Here is a 21,739-nt window from a genome sequence, read left to right as displayed (position 1 = left end):
TCCCTACTCGGCCGGTTCGACCCCGGCCCGCAGCAGTCCGTACGTGTACGCGTCCTCCAGCGCCTGCCAGGACGCGGCGATCACGTTCTCCGCGACTCCCACCGTCGACCACTCCGCCGTGCCGTCGCCTGTGGTGATCAGCACGCGGGTGGTCGAGTCCGTGCCGTGCCTGCCCTCCAGGATGCGCACCTTGTAGTCCGTCAGCTCCAGCTTGGCGAGCTGGGGGTAGATCCGCTCAAGACCCACCCGCAGGGCCCGGTCGAGCGCGTTGACGGGGCCGTTGCCCTCCGCCGTCGCCACGATCCGCTCGCTCTTGGCCCAGAGCTTCACCGTCGCCTCGTTGGCGTGCGTGCCGTCGGGGCGGTTCTCCACGATGGCGCGCCAGGACTCGGTGCGGAAGTAACGGCGGGCCCGGCCCTCCGCCTCTGCGCGGAGGAGCAGCTCGAAGGAGGCGTCTGCGGCCTCGTAGGTGTAGCCCTGGAGTTCACGCTCCTTGACTCGCTCGACCACGCGGGCCACCAGCTCGCGGTCGCCGCCCAGGTCGACGCCGAGCTCCTTGCCCTTGAGCTCGATCGAGGCGCGGCCCGCCATGTCGGAGACGAGCATCCGCATGGTGTTGCCGACCAGTTCGGGGGCGATGTGCTGGTAGAGGTCGGGGTCGACCTTGATCGCGGAGGCGTGGAGTCCCGCCTTGTGCGCGAAGGCCGAGACGCCCACGTAGGGCTGGTGGGTGGAGGGCGTGAGGTTGACGACCTCCGCGATCGCGTGCGAGATACGGGTCATCTCGGGCAGCGCCCCCTCGGGGACGACGGTCTTGCCGTACTTGAGCTCCAGGGCGGCGACCACCGGGAAGAGGTTGGCGTTGCCGACGCGCTCCCCGTAGCCGTTCGCGGTGCACTGCACGTGGGTCGCGCCCGCGTCGACGGCGGCGAGGGTGTTCGCGACGGCGCAGCCCGTGTCGTCCTGGGCGTGGATGCCCAGGCGCGCGCCGGTGTCGGCGGCGACGGTGGAGACGACTGCCTGGATCTGGGCGGGCAGCATCCCGCCGTTGGTGTCGCAGAGGACGACGACGTCGGCGCCGGACTCGGCTGCCGCGCGGACGACGGACTTGGCGTACTCCGGGTTGACCTTGTACCCGTCGAAGAAGTGCTCGCAGTCGAGGAAGACCCGGCGGCCCTGCGCGCGGAGGTAGGAGACGGAGTCACGCACCATCGCCAGGTTCTCTTCGAGCGTGGTGCGCAGAGCCAGTTCCACATGCCGGTCGTGCGACTTGGCCACCAGGGTGATCACCGGGGCGCCGGAGTCCAGCAGCGCCTTGAGCTGCGGGTCGTCCTCGGCACGGGTGTGGGGGCGGCGGGTGGCGCCGAAGGCCACCAGCTCCGCGTGGGCGAAGTCGATCTCCTGGCGGGCCCGGGCGAAGAACTCCGTGTCGCGGGGGTTGGCGCCGGGCCAGCCGCCCTCGATGAATCCCACGCCGAAGTCGTCGAGGTGCCGGGCGATCGTCAGCTTGTCCGAGACGGTGAGGTTGATGCCCTCGCGCTGGGCCCCGTCGCGCAGCGTGGTGTCGAAGACATGGAAACCGTCGTCCGTGGCCTTGGCCTCTGTGGTCATGCTGATCTGACTCCTGTCGGATGGGTGGATCCGGATTGTCTGGCTCCACTTGCCCCCGTCTTCGCTTGCGCCTCGCTCCCGGGCCTAGGTGGGGCCTGGAAACGAAAAAACCCCTCGCGGGTGCGAAGGGTTAGCGCGCGGGTCTGGGGCACGGTGGCCGCGCCGTACGGGGTGGTACGGAAGCGGTCACTGCGGACCGGCGCGCCTGCTGCCGATAATCATGGCGAACGAGGACACGGTCGCAGTCTGCCATACCGTCCACTCCCCGCAGAGGGAATCTCACGATGCGGTCAAGCCGCCGCGCGGGCGTGGCAGCGCACCACGCCCGCGGGTCACCCGCTCACCCGGTGCTCACAGGGTGGAGGGGCTCGCCTTTCCCAGGCCCTCGGGCACCCGGCCGGCGGGGTCCTGGACAGCGCCCCGGTTCAGGTCGATGTCGCGCGTCTCACGCATCGTGAGATAGACCACCAGCGAGACGGCCGCGCACCCTGCCACGTACCAGTAGAACCCCGACTCGGCCCCGGCCTTCTTGAACCAGAGCGCCACGTACTCGGCAGTCCCGCCGAAGAGCGCGTTGGCCAGTGCGTACGGCAGGGCGACCCCCAGCGCGCGGATCCCGGTCGGGAAGAGTTCCGCCTTCACGCACGCGTTGATGGAGGTGTACCCGGTGACGATGAGCAGCGCGAGCAGCGCCAGGCCGAAGGCCGGCCAGAACGTGCCCGCGTGCTTGAGCAGCGTCATGATCGGCACCGTCAGGAACGTCGAGCCGACGGCGAAGGTGACCAGCAGCGGGCGGCGGCCGATCCGGTCCGAGAGCATGCCCGCCAGTGGCTGGATACACATGAAGACGAACAGAGCGCAGAAACTGACCAGGGACGCGGTCGGTTTGGTCATGCCCGCGCTGGAGGAGAGGAACTTGGTGAGGTAGGTCGTGTACGTGTAGTAGGCGACGGTGCCGCCCATCGTGAGCGCCATCACCAGCACCGCCTCACGCCGGTGCGCCCAGAGCGCCGTGAGCGTGCCCCGGCTCTCGTCCGCCGCCGCGCCGGACTCCGCGTACACCTCGGTCTCCAGCAGGGAGCGCCGCAGATAGAAGACGATCGCCGCGCCGGCCGCGCCGACGATGAACGGAACACGCCAGCCCCAGCTGTGCAGCGCGTCCTCGGACAGGGTGCGCTGGAGGACGATCTGCAGTCCCAGGCCGACGAGTTGGCCCGCGGTCATCGACACGTACTGGAAGCTGGAGGCGAATCCGCGCCGGCCGGGGGCCGACGCCTCGGTGAGGTAGGTGGCGCTGGCCGCGTACTCACCGCCGACGGAGAGTCCCTGGAGCAGCCGGGCGACCAGCAGTACGGCGACGCCGCCGTATCCGGCGACCGCGTAGGTGGGAGCCACCGCGATCAGGATCGCCGATGCCGACATCAGGGTCACGGTGAGCGTCAGGGCGGCCTTGCGGCCCTTGCGGTCACCGATCCGGCCGAGCAGCCAGCCGCCAACGGGCCGCATGAAGAATCCGACGGCGAAGATACCCATGGTGTTCATGAGGTTCGCGGTCTCGTTCCCCTCCGGGAAGAACGCGTCGGCGAAGTACACCGCGAACGTGGCGTACACGAACCAGTCGAACCACTCGACCATGTTGCCGGCCGAACCGACCCAGATCTTCTTCCACTGCTCTCGTCCCATGGGGAATCACGGTGGCTCAGCCGCCGGACGCCCCACAAGGGGGCCGCACGCAACGATCACGCGTACTTGTGTGCGTTGCGTTCCCGCGCGCCCGTCTCACCCGTGCGGGGCGAGCGCGTCGTCGATGAACTCGCTGACGTGGGCAAGGACCTGGTCACGGTCCGAGCCGGGGAGAGCCATCGCCACATGGGTGCTGAAACCGTCGAGCAGCGCGCGTATCCGGGTCGCGAACCGCTCGCTCTCGACCGCGCGCAGCTCACCGCGTGACGCCCCCTCGACCAGCAGGGCGACGAGGTCACGGTGCCAGGACAGCTCGATGTCGAGCAGCCGGGCGCGGGTGTCGTCGTCCACGCCGTGCGCCCGGTTCCACAGCTCCAGCCAGAGCGACCAGTGCGGGTCGCGGGGGCCGGCCGGGATGTACAGGTCGACGTAGGCGTCGAGCCGTTCGCGGACCGGCACCTGCCGGGCGAGGGTGGTCCGGCGGTCCATGCCGAGCAGCTCCTCGCTCCATTCGAGGGTCTGGAGGAGGAGCTCGTCCTTGGTGCGGAAGTAGTAGAGGAGGTGCCCGCTGCTCATCCCGACCTCGCGCCCGAGCCCCGCCATGGTGAGCTTCTCCAGACCGCCGGCGGCGATACTGGCCATCGCGGCGGCCAGCAGGCTCTCGCGAGGCGGGGCGTTCTTGCGCGCGCGGGCCGCCGGTTCGTTCATGTCGCCCAGAATATGGGATGCACCGGCGGCCACCGCGGGCTATCCCCTGCCCACCTGCGGCTGCTGCTGGGTGATGCAGTGGATGCCGCCGCCGCCCGCGAAGATCGTCCGGGCGTCGACCTGCACCACGGTCCGGTCCGGGAAGAGCTTCTGGAAGATCGCGGCGGCGCCCTCGTCCCGGGGGTCGCCGAACGAGCAGAGCACCACTGCGCCGTTGCAGAGGTAGTGGTTGATGTACGAGTAGTCGGCCCAGCCCCCGTCGGCCTCCAGGACGGTCGGGGCCGGGACCTCCACCACCTCCAGCGGGCGGCCCTGCGCGTCGGTCTCGGACCGGAGCTGGGCCACGATCCCCTTGCACAGCTCGTGGTCGGGGTGGGCCGGGTCGGGCTGGGTGTGGGCCACGACCACTCCAGGCCGGGCGAACGCGGCCACGATGTCGACGTGCCCGCGGGTCCCGAACTCGCCGTAGTCGCCGCTGAGTCCGCGCGGCAGCCAGATCGCCTTCGTGGTGCCGAGCCGGGCGTGGATCTCGGCCTCGACCCGGGCGCGGGTCCAGTCCGGGTTCCGCTCGGGTCCGAGCTGGACCGTCTCGGTCAGCAGGACCGTGCCCTCGCCGTCCACATGGATCGCACCGCCCTCGTTGACCAGCTCCGAGGTGAGGGTCTGCGCCCCTGCCAGGTCGGAGACGTACGCACCGATCTTGGCGTCGTGCCCCCAGCGCGCCCAGGACTGCGCGCCCCAGCCGTTGAACGTCCAGTCCACCGCCGCCAGGTGCTCGCCGTCGGTGACGAACGTCGGGCCGATGTCGCGCATCCAGGCGTCGTCCAGCTCCCGCTCCACCAGCTCGATGTCCGGGCCGAGCAGCTCACGGGCTGCCGCGGACTGACCGGGTCCGGTCACCATCGTCACCGGCTCGAAGCGGCGGACCGCCCGTGCCACGGCCGCCCAGGCCTCCCGCGCCTCCTGCAGGACGGCCGGGTCGTCGAAGGTGGGGTTGGGGCCCGGCCAGGCCATCCAGGTGCGCTCGTGCGGGGCCCACTCGGGCGGCATACGGAACATGGCGGGACCTCCGGGAGATCGGGTCGGGAGAGTGCGGATCACAGGAAATACAGACGGTTGAGCGAGACGGATTCGGCCGCCTCCGATTCCAGCGGGTCCCCGTCGAGGGTGACCAGGCCGGTGCGCTGGTTCACGTCCACCTGTCCCGTACGGGAGTTGAGAAGCAGGTCGGCGGGGCCGATTCCCCGGGTGCCGCGTACGGCGACCCGGCGGCGGCGGGTCGGCATGTGGTCGCTGCCCAGGTCTATGGCGGCCTGCGCCACGAAGGCGACGCCGAGGTCCGCCGCCGTCGCCCCGTAGGAGCCGAACTGCGGGCCCAGGATCAGCGGCTGGCAGGTGTCGGTGGCCGCGTTCGGGTCACCGGTCACGCCGTACGCGGGGAAGCCGGACTTGAGGACGAGCTGCGGCTTGGCACCGAAGGAGTCGGGCCGCCAGAGCACGATGTCCGCGAGCTTGCCGGTCTCGATGGAGCCGATCTCGTGGGAGAGGCCGTGCGCGATGGCCGGGTTGATGGTCAGCTTCGCCATGTAGCGGAGCACCCGCGCGTTGTCGTCGTCGCCCTCCGCGCCGCGCTCGGCCTTCATCTTCCCGGCCATCGCGAACGTCCGGCGCACGGTCTCGCCGGCGCGCCCCATGCCCTGGGCGTCCGACGAGGTGATCCCGATGGCGCCCAGGTCGTGCAGGACGTCCTCGGCCCCCATCGTCCCGGCGCGGATCCGGTCCCTGGCCATGGCGGCGTCACCGGGCAGGTCGGTCTTCAGGTCGTGTACGGAGACGATCATCCCGTAGTGCTCGGCCACCGCGTCCCGGCCGAACGGCAGGGTCGGGTTGGTGGACGAGCCGATGACGTTGGGGACCCCGGCCATCTTCAGCACGTTCGGCACGTGCCCGCCGCCGCACCCCTCGATGTGGAAGGCGTGGATCGTGCGGCCTTCGAGGACGCTCAGGGTGTCCTCGACGGAGAGGCACTCGTTCAGCCCGTCGCTGTGCAGGGCGACCTGGACGTCGTACTCCTCGGCGACGCGCAGCGCGGTGTCCAGGGCCCTGGTGTGCGCTCCCATGTCCTCGTGCACCTTGAAGCCGGAGGCACCGCCCTCGGCGAGCGCCTCCACCAGCGGGGCCGGGTCGGACGACGAGCCGCGCGCCAGGAAGCCGATGTTGACCGGCCAGGCGTCGAAGGCGTTGAAGGCGTGCCGCAGCGCCCAGGGCGAGTTCACCCCGACACCCCAGACCGGGCCGAACTCCTGGCCGATGATGGTCGTGACGCCGGAGGCGAGGGAGGCCTCCATGATCCGTGGTGAGAGCAGATGGACATGGGCGTCGACCGCTCCCGCGGTGGCGATCAGGCCCTCGCCCGAGACGATCGAGGTGCCGGTGCCGACGACGACGTCCACGCCGTCGAGGGTGTCGGGGTTCCCGGCCCTGCCGATCGCGGCGATGCGGCCCTCCCGGATACCGATGGACACCTTGCGGATGCCCTGCACCGCGTCGATCACCAGCACGTTGCTGATCACGACGTCGCAGGTCTCGCGCACGGCGGCGGCCTTGAGGTGCAGGCCGTCCCGGGCGGTCTTGCCGAATCCGGCCAGGAACTCGTCGCCGGGGCGCTGCGCGTCGGACTCGACCCGGACGGTCAGCCCGGAGTCGCCGAGGCGGACCCGGTCGCCGGCCCGGGGGCCGTGGACGGCTGCGTACTCACTCATCGTTCCGCTCCCAGATATCCGCAGGCCACCGCGCGCCGCAGGGCCTCTTCCCGGGCGCCGGGCGCGTCCAGCTCACCGTCGACCAGACCGGCGAACCCGATCGCGATCCGGGCGCCGCCGATCGCGATCAGTCCCACCTCCGCGCTCTCCCCGGGGCCGAACCGCACGGACGAGCCGGCGGGTACGCACAGCCGCATGCCGTAACCGGCGGCGCGGTCGAAGTCCAGCCGGGGGTTGGCCTCGAAGAAGTGGAAGTGCGAGGTCACGCTGACGGGCACGGACGCCGTGTTGTGGACCGTCACCGTGACCTCGGGGACGAGGTCCGGGTAGCCGGGCCCTGACAGCACGGCGCCGGGCGCTTCGTCGCCCAGCGAACCGCCGCCGATGGGGTCGGCGACCACAGCGAGCCGGGATCCGTCGTCGAAGACGGCCTCGACATGCACCTCGGTCACGACATCGGCCACTCCGGGCAGCACGTCGCCGGGGCCGAGCACCGCGCGTGCCGCCTCGATCGCCTCGGCGAGCCGCCGCCCGTCGCGGGCCGCCTCGCAGACGGTGTCGGCGATCAGTGCGGTGGCCTCGGGGACATTGAGCAGCAGCCCGCGCGCTCGGCGCGCCCGGGCCAGCTCAGCGGCGCCGAACAACAGCAACCGGTCACGCTCCGTCGGGGTCAGTCTCACGTCCACTCACTTCCATCGATCATGGATTTGAACGCCACTCTAACCGTAAATAACGGCTATAGAAAGAACAGAAACCATTGACATGCGAAACCGGAGCGCATGTGATTGAGCGGCACTCAAACAGACGAGCGGAGAGGTACCTCGTGCCGATCGAACAGCGCGGAGTCGACACCATCCCGGACGCGGAGCGCACCAGCGGTCCACGCGATGTGATCAGCATCCTGCTGGGGTCAAACCTCTGCCTGGGAGTGATCATCTTTGGCTGGCTGCCGGTCTCCTTCGGCCTGGGCCTCTGGCCTGCCGTCACCTCCGTCGTCGCCGGTACGGTCGTCGGCACCCTGCTGACCGCACCGCTCGCCCTGGTCTCCCTGCGGACCGGCACCAACCTCTCCACATCGAGCGGCGCCCAGTTCGGCGTACGCGGCCGGCTCATCGGCTCGGTCGTCGGCCTGCTCCTCTCACTCGGGTACACGGCGCTGACCCTGTGGACGGGCGGCGACGTGATGATCGGGGCGCTGTCCCGGCTCACCGGCATGCCGGACAACGGCCTGATGCACGCGCTCGTCTACGCGCTGCTGGCCGCCCTCACCGTCACCGGCGCGGTGTACGGGTACCGGATCCTGCTGCGCCTCAGCAAGGCGCTCGCCATCGGTATGACGGTCCTGCTGGTGATCGGCCTCTTCGCGTACGCGCCCCACTTCACCACCGCCGCCGCGCCGCACACCGGCTATCTGCTCGGTTCCTTCTGGCCCACCTGGTTCCTCTCCGCCGTGGCCGCCGGGCTGAGCGGCCCCATCGCCTTCATCACGCTGCTCGGCGACTACACCCGCTACGTCTCACCGCGCCGCCACACCTCCCGCGCCGTCCTCACCGCCACCTGTTCCGGCCTGGTCCTCGGGCTGCTGGTCCCCCAGCTCTTCGGTACGTACACCGCGCTCGCCGCCCGCTCGGCCGTCGACTTCGCGGGGCCGCTCGTCAGCGCGTCGCCCGTCTGGTACCTGATCCCGCTGCTGCTCGCCGCCTCCGCGGGCTCCGTCGGCAACGCGGGGCTGATGCTCTACTCGATGGGCCTGGACCTGGACGCGATCCTGCCGCGTGCCACTCGCGCGCGGGCGACCCTGGTGGTGGCCGGCGTGGCGACCCTCTTCGTCTTCGTGGGCCACTTCGCCTGGGACGCGCAGTCGGCGATGACCTCGTTCGTCCTGCTGCTCACCGCCATCGGCACACCCTGGGCCGTGATCACCGTCATCGGCTACGTCCGGTGCCGCGGCCAGTACGACCCGGACGCCCTCCAGGTCTTCAACCGCAGGTCCCGGGGAGGGATCTACTGGTACCGATCCGGGTGGAACATCCGGGCCGCCGTGGCGTGGGCGGCAGGCGCGGCCGTCGGGCTCGCCGCGGTCTCCACCCCCTTCTACGAGGGCCCGCTGCTGCACCTCACCGGCGGGGTGGACTGCAGCTTCCTCTTCTCCGGCGCGGTCGGCGGACTCGTCTACGCCGCCCTGACCGGCCGCACGGCCCCGGCTGCCATCCTCGCGCCGAAGCCGGCGGACCCTTCCGAGACCGCTGCCGGAGCGCTCGCGGAGTTGTAGCGTCGTGGCCCATGGACCGTGAGATACAGGCGTTCGTCCCCGAACCGGCCCGCACCGAACGGATCGCGGCCGAGACGGCAGCAGTCACAGCCCGCTGGCCCGTGGCCACAGGCCGGCCGCCGCTCTTCGGCGTCCCGGTCGGCATCAAGGACATCATCCACGTCGACACCCTGCCCACCGGGGCGGGCTCGGCCCTCCCGCCGGAGGCCCTGGCCGGACGCCAGGCCACGGTCGTCGACCGGCTGCGCGCGGCGGGAGCGGTGATCGCGGGCAAGACGGTGACGGCCGAGTTCGCCGTACTGGCGCCGGGGCCGACCCGTAACCCGCGCAACCTCGCGCACACCCCGGGCGGATCGAGCAGCGGCTCGGCTGCGGCTGTCGCGGCGGGAATGGTCCCGCTGGCCGTGGGGACCCAGACGGTCGGCTCGGTCATACGCCCCGCGGCGTACTGCGGGGTGACGGCCTTCAAACCGACGTACGGGCGCATCCCGGTGGACGGCGTCATCGCGAACGCCCCGAGCTTCGACACGGTCGGCCTCTTCGCCGCGGACGTGGCGGGGCTGCTGCCCGCGGTCGCGGCGGTCTGCGACACCTGGCGGCCCCACGAGCCGGACGCGGGCACGGACTCCGCCGGGGAGCCCGCCCTGCCGGTGCTGGCGATCCCCGAAGGCCCGTATCTGGAGTACGCCGAGCCGGAGGCGCTCGATGTCTTCGCGACCCGGGTGGAGCGGCTCCGCGCGGCCGGGTTCCGCGTGCGTCGGATCCCCGTGATGCCCGACTTCGAGCAGATCAGGTCCCAGCTCTACACGATGAACCGCTATGAGGTGGCCCGTACCCATGCGGACTGGTTCGCCGAGTACGGCGCCCTCTACCGGCCCGAGACGGTCCGGGCGATCCGTGAGGGCCAGGCCATCACGGAGGTGGAGTACGCCCGGGCGCAGCGCGAGCGGGTCGCCTTCCGCGACCGGATGGCGGCGGCGATGACCGGCACCGACCTGTGGATCACCCCTGCGGCGACCGGCCCGGCCCCCGTGGGGCTGACCACGACGGGCAGCTCCGTGATGTGCCTGCCCTGGAGCCACGCGGGGCTGCCGTCCCTGACGCTCCCGGCGGGACACGCGGGGAACGGGCTCCCGCTGGGGCTCCAGTGCGTGGGAGCCGCGGGGGACGACGAACGGGTACTGCTGTGGGGCGCGTCGATCGAGCGGGCGCTCGCGGAGAAGTAGGGAGGCCGGAGGGGCTGGGGATCAGCCCCTCCGGCACGTCCGCCCGCCGGGGCAGGCCCCGGGGATGGGCCGTGTCTCAGCCCAGCGGGTGCATCCACCCGTGCTTGTCCTCGCCGATACCGCGCTGGATGTCGAGCAGCGCCGCTCGCAGGGCAAGGGTGACCTCGCCGGGCGTCCCGTCCCCCTGGACCCACTCGCCGCCGGCCGACTTGACCGTGCCGACGGGCGTGATGACCGCCGCCGTGCCGCAGGCGAAGACCTCGGTGAGCGTGCCGTTCTCCGTGTCGCTGCGCCACTGGTCGATGGAGACCCGGCCCTCCTCGGCCTCGTAACCGAGGTCACGGGCGACGGAGAGCAGCGAGTCCCGGGTGACACCGGCCAGCAGGGACCCGGTGAGCTTCGGCGTGACGATCCTCGGCTTGCGGCCCTCGCCGCCCCCGTAGACGAAGCACAGGTTCATACCGCCCAGCTCCTCGACCCACTTGTGCTCGACGGCGTCGAGGTAGGCGACCTGGTCGCAGCCCTGGCGGGCGGCCTCGGCCTGGGCCAGCAGGGACGCGGCGTAGTTCCCGCCGGTCTTGGCCTCGCCCATGCCGCCGGGAACGGCACGCACCCGGTCCTCGGAGAGCCAGATGGAGACGGGCCTGACGCCGCCCTCGAAGTAGGCGCCGGCCGGCGAGGCGATCACGATGAAGAGGTACTCGTTGGCGGGCTTCACACCCAGACCGACCTCGGTGGCGATCATGAACGGGCGCAGGTAGAGGGACTCCTCGCCGCCGTGCGGCGGAACCCACGCCTTGTCCTGCTGGACCAGCGCGTCGCACGCGTCGAGGAAGGTCTCGACCGGCAGCTCGGCCATCGCGAGACGGCGCGCGGAGAGCTGGAAGCGCCTGGCGTTGGCCTCGGGGCGGAAGGTCGCCACCGTTCCGTCCGGCTGGCGGTACGCCTTGAGGCCCTCGAAGATCTCCTGCCCGTAGTGCAGGGTCATGTTCGCGGGGTCGAGGGAGAGCGGCGCGTACGGGACGAGCTGGGCGTCGTGCCAGCCCCGCCCCTCGGTCCACTTGATGGTCACCATGTGGTCGGTGAAATGGCGGCCGAATCCGGGATGGGCCATCAGCGCCTCCCGCTCCGCGTCGGACAACGGGTTGGAAGAGGGCTTGAGCTCGATCGGGAGCGTCGTCATGAGTGGTATGTCCTTCACCGGTTGTTTGTGACGGACCGCGCTCACGCCACTACTAGGACGTCCGAGCTTCCCCTCATACCGCGGCCCCACGTTCGATTATCGCTCGTGAGTGTCCGCGGATGAAAGGCGTGAATGCGGTCCAGGATTCGATGGTCGCACCCGGGGACCGCAAAACACAGCCGCCGGGTGTCTGGGAGACCCGGCGGCTGTGGTGTGTCAGTCGACGGGTCAGCCCGCTACTCGTACCGCGAGCGCGTCACCGATCTCGTCGGTCGTACGCGACCCCGTACCGCGCTCCGCCAGGTCGGCGGAGACCGCGGCCTCGATGCGGGCGGCCTCGGGCTCGTAGCCGAGGTGGCGCAGCAGGAGGGCGACGGAGAGGATCGTGGCCGTCGGGTCGGCCTTGCCGGTGCCCGCGATGTCTGGCGCCGAACCGTGCACCGGCTCGAACATCGACGGGAAGGCGCCCGTCGGGTTGATGTTGCCGGAGGCGGCCAGGCCGATACCGCCGGTCACGGCAGCGGCGAGGTCGGTCAGGATGTCGCCGAAGAGGTTGTCGGTGACGATGACGTCGAAGCGCTCGGGCTGCGTGACGAAGGAGATCGTCGCGGCGTCGACGTGCAGGTAGTCGGTGGTGACGTCCGGGAACTCCTGGCCCACCGTGTCGAAGATGTTCTTCCACATGTGGCCGGCGTAGACGAGGACGTTGTTCTTGTGCACCAGCGTCAGCTTCTTGCGCGGACGGGCCTGGGCGCGGGCGAACGCGTCGCGGACGACCCGCTCGACGCCGTACGCCGTGTTGACGCTGACCTCGGTCGCGATCTCGGCGGGGGTCCCGGTGCGGAGGCTGCCGCCGTTGCCGGTGTACGGGCCCTCGGTGCCCTCACGGACGACGATGAAGTCGATGTCCGGGCGGCCCGCGAGCGGGGTGGCCGTGTTCGGGAAGAGCTTCGAGGGGCGGAGGTTGACGAAGTGGTCGAAGACGAAGCGGAGCTTGAGCAGCAGACCGCGCTCCAGGACGCCGGACGGCACCGAGGGGTCACCGATCGCGCCGAGCAGAATCGCGTCGTGCCGCTTGAGTGCTTCGAGCTCGGCTTCCGGGAGGGTCTCACCGGTGCGGTGCCAGCGCTGGGCGCCGAGGTCGTACTCCTCGGTCTCCAGCTTCACATCCTGAGGAAGGACCGCGTTCAGGACCTTGAGGCCCTGGGCCACGACTTCCTGGCCGATGCCGTCACCGGGGATCACTGCGAGATTGAGGCTGCGAGACATGACGGCACCCTACTGCGCGTCCCAGGGGATGACATTCGGTGTCCAGTATCCGGACATGTGATCTGCTGTACGGGCGCCGTTCACCCGTTCGGCAGGAGCGTGTCAGCCGGACCGGGCACCTTGTCGGCCATGGACACACCTCGCTTCGGTATCCCCGAGAAGCTCGCCGACCGGATGAGCATGGCCGAACAGCACGAGTACCTCCGCACCCGGCTCAGCCGGCGCGGCGTACTCCGCACGACCGCCGCGGGTGCCGCGGTCACCCTCGCGGGCACCGCACTGGGCACGCCGTCCGCGTACGCGGCGCCCGCGAACCGCCCCACGCACGCCACTCCGGCCGTGGACGGCTCGCTGGTCGCACCGTTCGGCAGGCACCTGGCCTACGGCGCGGACCCCAGGACCCAGATGCGGGTCTCCTGGCAGGTCCCGTTCGCGGTGAAGCGGCCGTACATCAGGATCGGCACCTCGCCCGGGGACCTGAGCCGGAAGATCACCGCCGAGGTGCGGCACCTGACGACGCCCAGCCTCAACGGCGGGAAGATCGCTGCGGCCGAGCAGTTCTACGTCCATGCCGGACTCGACCGGCTGCGCGCGGGAACGACGTACTACTACGGTGTCGGGCACGACGGGTTCGACCCCGCCGACCACCGCAACATCGGCACACTCGGCACCTTCCGCACCGCGCCGTCCCGCGCCGAGTCCTTCACCTTCACGGCCTTCGGCGACCAGGGCGTGAGCTACCACGCCCTCGGCAACGACCAGCTGATCCTGGGCCAGAACCCGTCGTTCCACCTGCACGCGGGCGACATCTGCTACGCGGACCCGTCCGGCTCCGGCCAGGACACCGATGCCTACGACGCCCGCACCTGGGACCAGTTCCTGGCCCAGACGGAGACGGTCGCGAAGACGGTGCCGTGGATGGTGACCACCGGCAACCACGACATGGAGGCCTGGTACTCCCCCGACGGCTACGGCGGCCAGAACGCCCGCTGGTCGCTGCCGGACAACGGCCCCGACCCGGTCAACCAGCCCGGCGTGTACTCGTTCGTGCACGGCAATGTGGGGGTCGTGGCGCTGGACGCCAACGACGTCTCGTACGAGATCCCCGCCAACCACGGCATCAGCGGCGGCAAGCAGACCCGCTGGCTCGACCGGCGCCTGGGCGAACTGCGCGCCGACCGCGACGTCGACTTCGTCGTGGTCTTCTTCCACCACTGCGCGTTCTCGACGACGAACTCGCACGCCTCGGAGGGCGGGGTGCGCGAGGAGTGGGTGCCGCTCTTCGAGAAGCACCAGGTGGACCTGGTCATCAACGGCCACAACCACGTCTACGAGCGCACCGACGCGATCCTGCGCAACAAGGTCGCACGCAAGGTGCCGGTCGGCGAGCGGACGGACCCGACGCGGGACGGCATCGTGTATGTGACGGCGGGCGGCGCGGGCAAGTCGCTGTACGACTTCCCGGCGCCCGACAGTTATGAGGGCCACCTCAACGAGCAGGAGAGCGTGCCCACCTACCACTGGGTCAAGGGTGGCGCCAAGGCCACCGAGACCGTGGAGTGGTCGCGGGTCCGGTACACCGGGTACTCGTTCCTCGCGGTGGAGGTGACCACCGGGCGGCAGGCGGCGCTGAAGGTCAGTGCGCTCGCCGAGTCGGGCGAGCGGATCGACCACTTCGAGATCCGCCGCGGCCACTGAGCCGCCGGCCCCGCGAGGGGCCACCCGTTCACGACCGCCCTGCGCCGTACCGCCTCGTGCCGTACGGCGCAGGGCGGTGGTGCGTGGGGGCACGGTTGCGTTCGACCGCGAAGGTGCGCGGGCGCATGCAGGTCGCTCGTGGGTGCGGATCGCGGGTGCAGCTCATGGGCGCCGGTGAGCGCCCGGGGTTCAGTGCCCGGTGGAGCCGCCGTTGTCACGGCGGTCGAGTGCGCGCTGGAGGGCTGCTGCCGCGTTCTGGCGGTCGGAATCGCCCGAACGTGCTGCGCGGGCGGTGCGTCGGACGCGGCGGACTGTCATCTCGGCCATGGGGATCGACTCCTTGAAGCAAGAGGGATATCGATGCGCCGGAGGGGCGGGGAGCGGGCGCCGCAGGGATTACCTGCTTCGGGCGCTGCTCAGAACCGCCAGTCGCTGGGTCGAGCGAGACGTTCGGCTTCTTTCAAGCTAGGGGAACCGGGCCTGTCTGTCTGCACAATTACTCGGACTTCCTACTATCTGAGACGGGCCCAGGGATCGGCATCGCCATCTGGGCTGTACGCCTCCCTGAGCAGTGGTCCACTGCCGTCGTGGCCGCAGACCGGGGGCCAGGGCTGGGAGGCCGAGGGCCTGGACCGGCTCGGGCCGCATCGTCCGCCGCCGGGACCGGGAGGCTGCGATGCGCCGGGAGTACCGGAGCGAGGCCGCGAACAACGGCGCCGAGCGCTACACGGTGGCGGCAGACCTGGCCCCGGACGGCTGGGGACGATGCCGGCACCGGGTCTCCTACCTGTACGTCCAACGCCCCAGGGCCACCGGAGCGGGCCCGGCCGCCGCCCTCACCAGCACCCCGCGAACCCCGAACCGGCTGCTCGCGCCCGGCCACCGCTACCGCGGCAGACCGAAACAGCCCGGCCTGGCAGCGGTCATCCCGGGCACGGTGACGTTCGCGGTCATCCGGCTCGGCGGCCAGGTCTCGGCGACCCCCATCCTGACCGGGGCCGCGATCGCGGCCCCGGTCGCGGCCCCGATCGGTGGCTGCCTCAGCGGGCAGCGCGTGAAACGGGATGTGACCAGGGGGGTGGAGGGCCGAGGCGCCGGGACCCGCACCGCGCCACAACACCCGCGGCCGATGAGGCCGCTGACGCGTGACGGACCTCAGCGATCAGCGGTTGACGGCCTGGATCTCCTGAACGGTGACGGGCTGGTCATCGCCGTACGCACCATCGGGAAGGTCGCCTCCCGCACCCCCGGTGCCCGTCCAGCTGATCTTCCAGGTGGCGGTGGACCGCAGACTGAAAGTGCCGTCGCCCGAGGAACGCCGGTAGACGACACCGCAGGGCGGGGTCTCGTTTCCCTTGCCCTTCGCATACGGTTCGCCGATGGAACCGTCGCCGTTGATGGCGCATCGACCGGACGCCGGGAGCACCTGCGCGTCGTCGGTTCCGGGGTCGAGGCTGAGCGAGTCCGCCGTGGCCGTCGTCGTCGCCTCGGCGTGGAAGCCGCCGACGTCGAGGGAGGCGGTGACGGAGACGGGCTTGAAATCGGCCTTGTCCAGCCATGCCCAGGTCGGCAGGTTCACCTTGCTCGCCCCCGCCGGGGCAAGACTGACCCTGGTTCCGGGAACCTGCATCTGCTGGTAGGCGAGCCCGGCCAGCGTCTCGGGCTTAATGGCCTCCGGGACGTCAGGGGTCTCCCCCTTCTTGACCCAGAACGGATCCTTGTCGCACTTCATCTGGTCGGCGAGTGGGGCGTCGTCGTTGTACTGGGGCCCCCACCACATCCCCTCTTTCTCCTTGTCGATGTTGTAGTTGTCGCCCGCGTACTTCTGGTTCTCGTCAGAGATCTCCCCCCGTACATCGTTCGGGAGGTCCGGGTCGTGCACGGCAGACACGTAGACGCCTTGCCGGAACTGCTGGAACTCAGTGGCCGACCACTCGGGGGCGTACCAGCACGGGGGCGGCGTCCAGCTGGAGTCGGTGGACGCCAGCGGGCCCGAGCCGCCTCCGCCCTTGCCGGTCGAGCTGTAATTGATTTTCACCTGGGCGGCGATGGCCTGGTGGGGGCGTTCGATGCCCTTGGAGCTCGAACTACCGGTAGAGCTGGAACTGCCGGCACGTTCCGCCGAGGCCGACGCGGAAGCCAATAACACACATGCGCAGCCGATTACGCACACCAGAGCAGATTTGCGCACTGCTGTCACATGCACTGCGTCGCCTCTCCCTTCACGTTGATCTCTTTGGCACGCCACAGCCCATGAACACCGTCCGCTGCCGTCATTCCGATCTGCCAGAAGTAATAGTCTTTAACACTCTTCGTGGTGCGGAGGACTTTTCCACTCTTGACGATCTTGCTGTAGAACTTTGAGCCGTCACTACAGAAAGTAACAACGACACTCTTACTGTTTTTTACGGGCTGCACCTTGGGGTCGTAATATTTCCGCTCCCCAATGTCGGTCATACCCTCATTGACACTCTGCGCGATCTGGTCACGCGCGTACTCCTGCGCAGGACTCTGGAATTCGGAATAGAACTTAAAGGCGCCGTCGTCCTTATTCTGCTTGATGATTCCGTGCTCGATGGCAAGAATGAAGTTCTTGGCATCCGCCAGGGCTGCCGCTTGGTCCGGATCCGTTACGTGAGACGAGGCGAACGCATAATTGACATCACCCGGAAGCTTCAGGTCCGGCCGGTTGATGTCGGGCGTCTTGATCGTCGCAGGCTTGCTCGGCGCGGCCGTCTTCTCCGCCCCTCCGCCATCGGCACCGGCGATCTTGTCGTTACCCGACCCCTTGTCCCCACCCCCGCATCCGGTCAGCAACAGGGCAGCAGCCGCCGCGAACGATGCGGCGGCGGGCAGGACACGACTGCGGTTCACTGGTAACTCCCTTTGGGGCGAGGGTTCTTCGAGTCAGAGGATTCTACTGGCACCGGCCACGCACGGGCGGTCAACCCATCCGCCCGGCGAGAAATCGCCGCTCGCTGTCGGCCGCTTCCTCCGTTACCTCCTTGGGATGCGCAGCGCGCTGCCGCTGCACATCGGCGAGGAAGTCATGCGCCTGCTTGGACAGATCGGTGTTGGCGCCGTGCAGGTCGCTCCCCCATGCCCGGGCGTTCTTCCCGACCCAGACTTCGCCCTTACCGCCCGCCATCTGCTTGTCGGCAGTCTTGAGCGCGTCCGCCACGGTGGCGATGTCCTTGGACACCTCCTTGTAGAGGGCGTCCAGTTCCTGCCAGACGGGGCTGGGTACTTTCTTTTCAGATTTGCCTGTCACTCGCACCTCCAATAAACGTCACAGCTACCGCAATGACGACCTGATCAACCGTGGGAATCCATGTCAGGGAAGCCCGTCGGAACTCGCGAGGACGAAGCTCCCGAACCGCGATACGCATCCCTGCCGGACCTGTAGGACTCACGGAGTTCAGCAGCGAATTCGCCCATTTTGGCACATTTGCTCTGCACTCGAAAATTAACCGAGTCGTCGTTTATTTCCGACGGCAGGAGGTCAACCTCGATACCATCCTTGGTGTCGGAACGGCTTGCCCCGGAAGTCGAATCAAGGTGCCATCCGGAACCTTCGAAAACCTTCGACAACTCCGCAATAAGCTGCGGCGCAGCTTGTTTCTTCCCTTTGCGAACATCCGACATCATGACCGTGCTCACAACGTAGCGCATCGAATCAGCATCACTCGGGCCACAGGTAACGAATCTACCGTCACCTCCTCCGTGAAATACACTGTCGCCAATGGAATTATAAAGCTGCCAGTACGTCCGTGCGGCTTGACGTCGCACATTGCTAGCAACTCCCTTTCCATCCCCGACGCTTTGCGTCTCGCCATGACTGGAGCACCCACTGGCCAGCGCCACAAGAATTACAGAACTCGCCGCCCACGCCCATCTGCACTTCACGATGTCGGTCCACCTGCCATCTCTTCACCATCATGCCTGGCCAGGTCGCGCACACTGAATTCCTTACCCCCAGCGATTGCTTGCGCAACGGCCGGGTCCTTCAGCCACTCGTTGTAGGCCATCCTTTGCTGGGCAGTCGCTGGGCTCTTCAAGTCACCGTAGGAGTCCAAGAAATAGGGGCAATCGTATTGCTTTGCATAATCCTTTGGATCACCGTGCCACACGACTCCATCACGTGTTGTGTGAGGCTTGAAACCCCCATATGAGATGTAATGGTTTCCAGCTGTCTTCTGCCAGTTGTCACCCCAGCCGATCACCTTGGGTGGGTTCGGAGCCTTCGGATCATCGCCCTTATAAAAGGCCTTGATGGCAGCGTGGACGACATCCTTCGCTGCGGAGACAGCAACCGTCTTCACGGCAGCCTGCGGGTCGAGGCTCACATCGATCACCGTATCCGCCACAGTGTTCGCCTGCTCCGTGAAGGAATCCTTCCACTCCCCCGCACCCTCTTTTTTGTCGCTCAGCATTTTCTGATACACGTTACTGGCTTGCTGACTGAAGAATCCTTCCAGGACTCCACACACCCGCTCACCCATGGGGTTACCTTGATGGGAACGGGAATAGTCCTCGGCCGTCTGCGAAGCGAATGTCAGGAGGTTGGCTCCCGCCTTTGAATTCTGCATTGCCTCGGCGGTGAAGGCTTGCCATTCATCAGATGCGGCAGTAACGTGACCTTTCCCGAGATCTATACGATCGAAGGCGGGATCGGTCAGGGAAGATTGCACATCGGGGAAATAGTGGGCGATATCCTTGGCGAAGACCGCTTGAATTTCCGAATGCGTATGCTCATCCGAATGCTTGGCATAGTATTTGATCAGGCTCTTGGTGTTGTCAGCGGCCGTGTTCTCGTCGGCACCCGGCCCATCCAGCGTTCCCGCCGCGATGACCCCCGCGAAGGCCTTCGCCTGAAAGTCCGGCAGCCCCCCGTGGTGGTCCGAGTCGTCCTTCATCCACCCCGGAATCACGGCCATGTTGTCGTGCAGGAACTTGGTGGACGCCGCGGGGTCGTTACCCATCGCGTCCCAGACCTTCTCGCCGTACATGTAGTTGCCCGGTGCGAGGCACTGCTTGCCGAGGTTCGCGACCACGTCCGTCGGGAAGTCGGCATGCCCGACGAGACCCGACAGATGCTGGAGGTCCTCGTTACCGTTCTCGTCCTTGAACGTGGTCCCGTTCCGCATGGCCGTGGCCACCGTCGTGGCAAGGACGGATATCCCGGCGTCCGGGTTACCGGGGTCGTACATCATCGGGCCGTCCTGGAGCTGATAGAGCGCCGTGTCACCCAGCTCGTCCATAGCGGCCTTGCAGTAATCAGGGTCCGTCTCGTTGGCCGCGAGCACCTTCATGTACTCGTCGAGGTCCATGTCGCCGTCTTTATAGGACTTCGCGGTCTTCTTCGCGGCGGCCCTGGCAGCAGCCTGCGTCTTGTACTTACCGAGGTCGCCGGCCCCCGCCGTGACCATCCCGGCGCCCAGCCCCGCCTTCTTGTCCACCTTCTCCTCGTCCATCGCCAGGCTGTGGCGGCGCCGGAGCATGGGGACTTGGCCTTGGGCCCAGGTGAGGTGACCGGTCATCTTCGTCAGCCGGGAGGTGTCCATCTGGAGGCGTCGCGCGTGGCTCATCCAGCTGCTGATGCGCGTCGGGCCCGCCCCGGCACCGTCGCCCGAGTTGGTGTTGATCGACTTGATGAGGTCACCGAGTCTGTCAGGGTTGATGCCCTGGAAATCCTTACCGGCATCCGGATCCATCTGCGCCGTCCCCCTGTATCGCTGATCATCAAGCAAGTGAAGTCGTGGCAAGGCGGAGGCGCGGCGGCTGCGAGCATGACGGAGCATCCCCCTCGGACCTGATGACGCTATCTGTCGTGTCCATGTTTTCGCCAGTGCCAACGCTGTTACCGTGCGGAGGTCCTTGCACCAGAACGCCCCGGCTCGCCCCGACTTTGCATAGCTGTCGGAGCAATCCGGGGCGCCCTCCACCACTCTGCAGGGACCGGCCGGGTGCGGGCTATCGCACCTTGACACCGTTCCTGCGGCGCAGTGCGAACACCAGGCCGCCGCCCACCACCACCGCGGCCACGCCGGCCCCGGTGATCAGCGGGGTGTTGCTCGAGCCGGTCGATGCCATCGTGCCGGTCGCGTTCCCGCCCGTCGTGGTGCCGGCCGTCGTGGCGCCACCCGACGACGCGGAGCCCGTGCTCCCCGTACCACCGGTGGACTGCGCGTGCGTGCCGCCCGAGGAGCTCGCGCCACCGGTGCTCGCGCCGCCTGTCGTGCCCGAAGACGAACCACCCGTGGCGGGGCCGCCGTTGGAGCCACCGGCCGTTCCGGACCCGGAACCCGTCACCTCGATGGCGAGCTTCGCCTTGTCGTTGGCGGGGTTCTTGTCGAAGACCGGGTGGATGTCGTACCCGGACGTGGCCTTGACCTCGCTCGACGTGGTCTTCGCGCCGCTCTCTATCCGGAGCACGAACGGGTAGGAGTGCAGCGAGCCGACCTCGTAGATGTGGTCCGGGGCCATGCACACGTACTTGCGCTTGCCCGGCGCGGAAGGGCCGCTCGGGCCGTCGATCCCGAAGGGCTGGCAGTCCTTCGGGACCTCGACGGCCGTCGTGCCCTTGGGGATGTCGACCATCACCGCGGGCTGGTCGTCGCTGGTGTTGTTGTCGATCCAGCCGGGGCCCTCGTTGCGCAGCCCCGCGGTGACCGTGACCTTGTCGCCGGGCTTGCCCTTCGCGGTGTCGCCGACCGCCGCGAGGTCGGCCGTGTTGTCCGCGGTGACGGCCAGCGAGCGGTAACTCAGTTCCGTGGAACCGGACTCCGGGTCTCCGCCACCGGTTCCCGTGCCGTACTCCACGTTCTCCATCAGCGCCTTGGGAAGCACCTTGAAGTCGACGGGCGCGCTGAAGTGCTCGCCGGGGGCGAGGACCTTGTCGAAGTGGCAGAGGGCCACCGAGACCTGGTCGCTGTCGGTGGAGTACGTGCAGCCCGCGGCGTGGTCGGGGAAGGACAGACCGCGGGTGATCCGCAGGCGCACCGTGACGCCGTCGGCGGGCGCGTCCCCCTGGTTGGTGAAGGTCAGGGAGTCGTTCCGGACCTCGCCCGGCTTCCAGGGGTCGCTCGACAGCTCGGACACCACGAGAGCCGGAGCGGCCGCGTCATCGGCATGCGCCTGGACGGCAGGGGCGAGGGCCACGGCGAGCAGGGAGGCTGCCACGGCGGACACGGAGCTGATGCGGTGGCGCAATGTGATTCTCCTGTATCGGTTCACGAACGCGTATCAGCACTTTGATGCGCGAATGACGAAAGAAGTTGCGCACGCACACGGGACCGTCACCAACACGACACCGATTCGACACCCT

18 protein-coding genes are annotated in these 21,739 nt (G+C 68.7%); 3 read left to right on the top strand and 15 right to left on the bottom strand.

Going from position 1 to position 21,739, the window contains the following annotated elements:
• Positions 1–3: 3 nt before the first annotated feature.
• The 6 genes from cimA to ureA all read right to left on the bottom strand — a co-directional run bounded on the left by cimA (position 4) and on the right by ureA (position 7,444).
• Positions 4–1,611 (bottom strand): citramalate synthase, encoded by a 1,608-nt coding sequence (gene cimA / locus OG917_RS24825; protein ID WP_328319822.1) that lies wholly within the window; start codon positions 1,609–1,611, stop codon positions 4–6.
• A gap of 351 nt (positions 1,612–1,962) precedes the next feature.
• Positions 1,963–3,294 (bottom strand): MFS transporter, encoded by a 1,332-nt coding sequence (locus tag OG917_RS24820; RefSeq protein WP_328319821.1) that lies wholly within the window; start codon positions 3,292–3,294, stop codon positions 1,963–1,965.
• 96 nt (positions 3,295–3,390) lie between these two features.
• A complete protein-coding gene (locus OG917_RS24815) occupies positions 3,391–4,002 on the bottom strand; it encodes a TetR/AcrR family transcriptional regulator (RefSeq protein WP_328319820.1) in 612 nt (203 codons plus the stop codon).
• Positions 4,003–4,041: 39 nt separating this feature from the next.
• A complete protein-coding gene (locus OG917_RS24810) occupies positions 4,042–5,061 on the bottom strand; it encodes an agmatine deiminase family protein (RefSeq protein WP_328319819.1) in 1,020 nt (339 codons plus the stop codon).
• A gap of 38 nt (positions 5,062–5,099) precedes the next feature.
• The gene (locus OG917_RS24805) at positions 5,100–6,764 is read right to left on the bottom strand and encodes an urease subunit alpha (protein ID WP_328319818.1); all 1,665 of its coding nucleotides are present in this window, start codon (positions 6,762–6,764) and stop codon (positions 5,100–5,102) included.
• A complete protein-coding gene (ureA, locus tag OG917_RS24800) occupies positions 6,761–7,444 on the bottom strand; it encodes an urease subunit gamma (protein WP_328319817.1) in 684 nt (227 codons plus the stop codon). The genes OG917_RS24805 and ureA overlap by 4 nt, the downstream gene beginning before the upstream one ends.
• Before the next feature lie 143 nt (positions 7,445–7,587).
• On the opposite strand from ureA, the gene OG917_RS24795 reads away from it, so the two are divergent.
• Together OG917_RS24795 and OG917_RS24790 are read left to right on the top strand one after the other, a co-directional pair.
• The gene (locus OG917_RS24795; protein ID WP_328319816.1) at positions 7,588–9,036 is read left to right on the top strand and encodes a cytosine permease; all 1,449 of its coding nucleotides are present in this window, start codon (positions 7,588–7,590) and stop codon (positions 9,034–9,036) included.
• 11 nt (positions 9,037–9,047) lie between these two features.
• Positions 9,048–10,262, top strand: a complete 1,215-nt coding sequence (locus OG917_RS24790; protein ID WP_328319815.1) for an amidase — start codon at positions 9,048–9,050, stop codon at positions 10,260–10,262.
• A 76-nt stretch (positions 10,263–10,338) separates the two neighbouring features.
• Here OG917_RS24790 and OG917_RS24785 read toward each other — a convergent pair whose 3' ends face one another.
• Positions 10,339–11,445, bottom strand: coding sequence for a branched-chain amino acid aminotransferase (locus tag OG917_RS24785; protein ID WP_328319814.1), 1,107 nt, complete (start codon positions 11,443–11,445; stop codon positions 10,339–10,341).
• A 228-nt stretch (positions 11,446–11,673) separates the two neighbouring features.
• Positions 11,674–12,714 (bottom strand): 3-isopropylmalate dehydrogenase, encoded by a 1,041-nt coding sequence (locus OG917_RS24780; RefSeq protein ID WP_328319813.1) that lies wholly within the window; start codon positions 12,712–12,714, stop codon positions 11,674–11,676.
• 129 nt (positions 12,715–12,843) lie between these two features.
• Between OG917_RS24780 and OG917_RS24775 the strand changes: the two genes are divergently transcribed.
• A complete protein-coding gene (locus OG917_RS24775) occupies positions 12,844–14,412 on the top strand; it encodes a purple acid phosphatase family protein (RefSeq protein ID WP_328319812.1) in 1,569 nt (522 codons plus the stop codon).
• A gap of 189 nt (positions 14,413–14,601) precedes the next feature.
• Here the strand turns inward: OG917_RS24775 and OG917_RS24770 are convergent, their stop codons facing one another.
• From OG917_RS24770 to OG917_RS24740, 7 genes are all read right to left on the bottom strand, one after another.
• Complete coding sequence (locus tag OG917_RS24770; RefSeq protein WP_328319811.1) at positions 14,602–14,739, bottom strand: hypothetical protein; 138 nt, start codon at positions 14,737–14,739, stop codon at positions 14,602–14,604.
• Between the two features lie 835 nt (positions 14,740–15,574).
• Positions 15,575–16,561: a hypothetical protein gene (locus OG917_RS24765; RefSeq protein ID WP_328319810.1), complete on the bottom strand. Its 987-nt coding sequence runs from the start codon at positions 16,559–16,561 to the stop codon at positions 15,575–15,577.
• A gap of 47 nt (positions 16,562–16,608) precedes the next feature.
• Positions 16,609–17,286, bottom strand: a complete 678-nt coding sequence (locus OG917_RS24760) for a hypothetical protein (protein WP_328319809.1) — start codon at positions 17,284–17,286, stop codon at positions 16,609–16,611.
• 70 nt (positions 17,287–17,356) lie between these two features.
• Positions 17,357–17,683, bottom strand: coding sequence for a hypothetical protein (locus tag OG917_RS24755; protein ID WP_328319808.1), 327 nt, complete (start codon positions 17,681–17,683; stop codon positions 17,357–17,359).
• Positions 17,684–17,727: 44 nt separating this feature from the next.
• The gene (locus OG917_RS24750) at positions 17,728–18,084 is read right to left on the bottom strand and encodes a hypothetical protein (protein WP_328319807.1); all 357 of its coding nucleotides are present in this window, start codon (positions 18,082–18,084) and stop codon (positions 17,728–17,730) included.
• Positions 18,085–18,314: 230 nt separating this feature from the next.
• Entirely contained in the window at positions 18,315–20,126 is a 1,812-nt protein-coding gene (locus OG917_RS24745) for a hypothetical protein (RefSeq protein WP_328319806.1), read from the bottom strand.
• A gap of 259 nt (positions 20,127–20,385) precedes the next feature.
• The gene (locus tag OG917_RS24740) at positions 20,386–21,603 is read right to left on the bottom strand and encodes an LAETG motif-containing sortase-dependent surface protein (RefSeq protein ID WP_328319805.1); all 1,218 of its coding nucleotides are present in this window, start codon (positions 21,601–21,603) and stop codon (positions 20,386–20,388) included.
• Positions 21,604–21,739 lie beyond the last annotated feature (136 nt).

This window comes from Streptomyces sp. NBC_00388 (assembly GCF_036061255.1).
GTDB lineage: Bacteria > Actinomycetota > Actinomycetes > Streptomycetales > Streptomycetaceae > Streptomyces.
The sequence above is the reverse complement of the archived record's forward strand: the minus strand, read 5'-3'. Positions and strand labels throughout refer to the sequence as shown.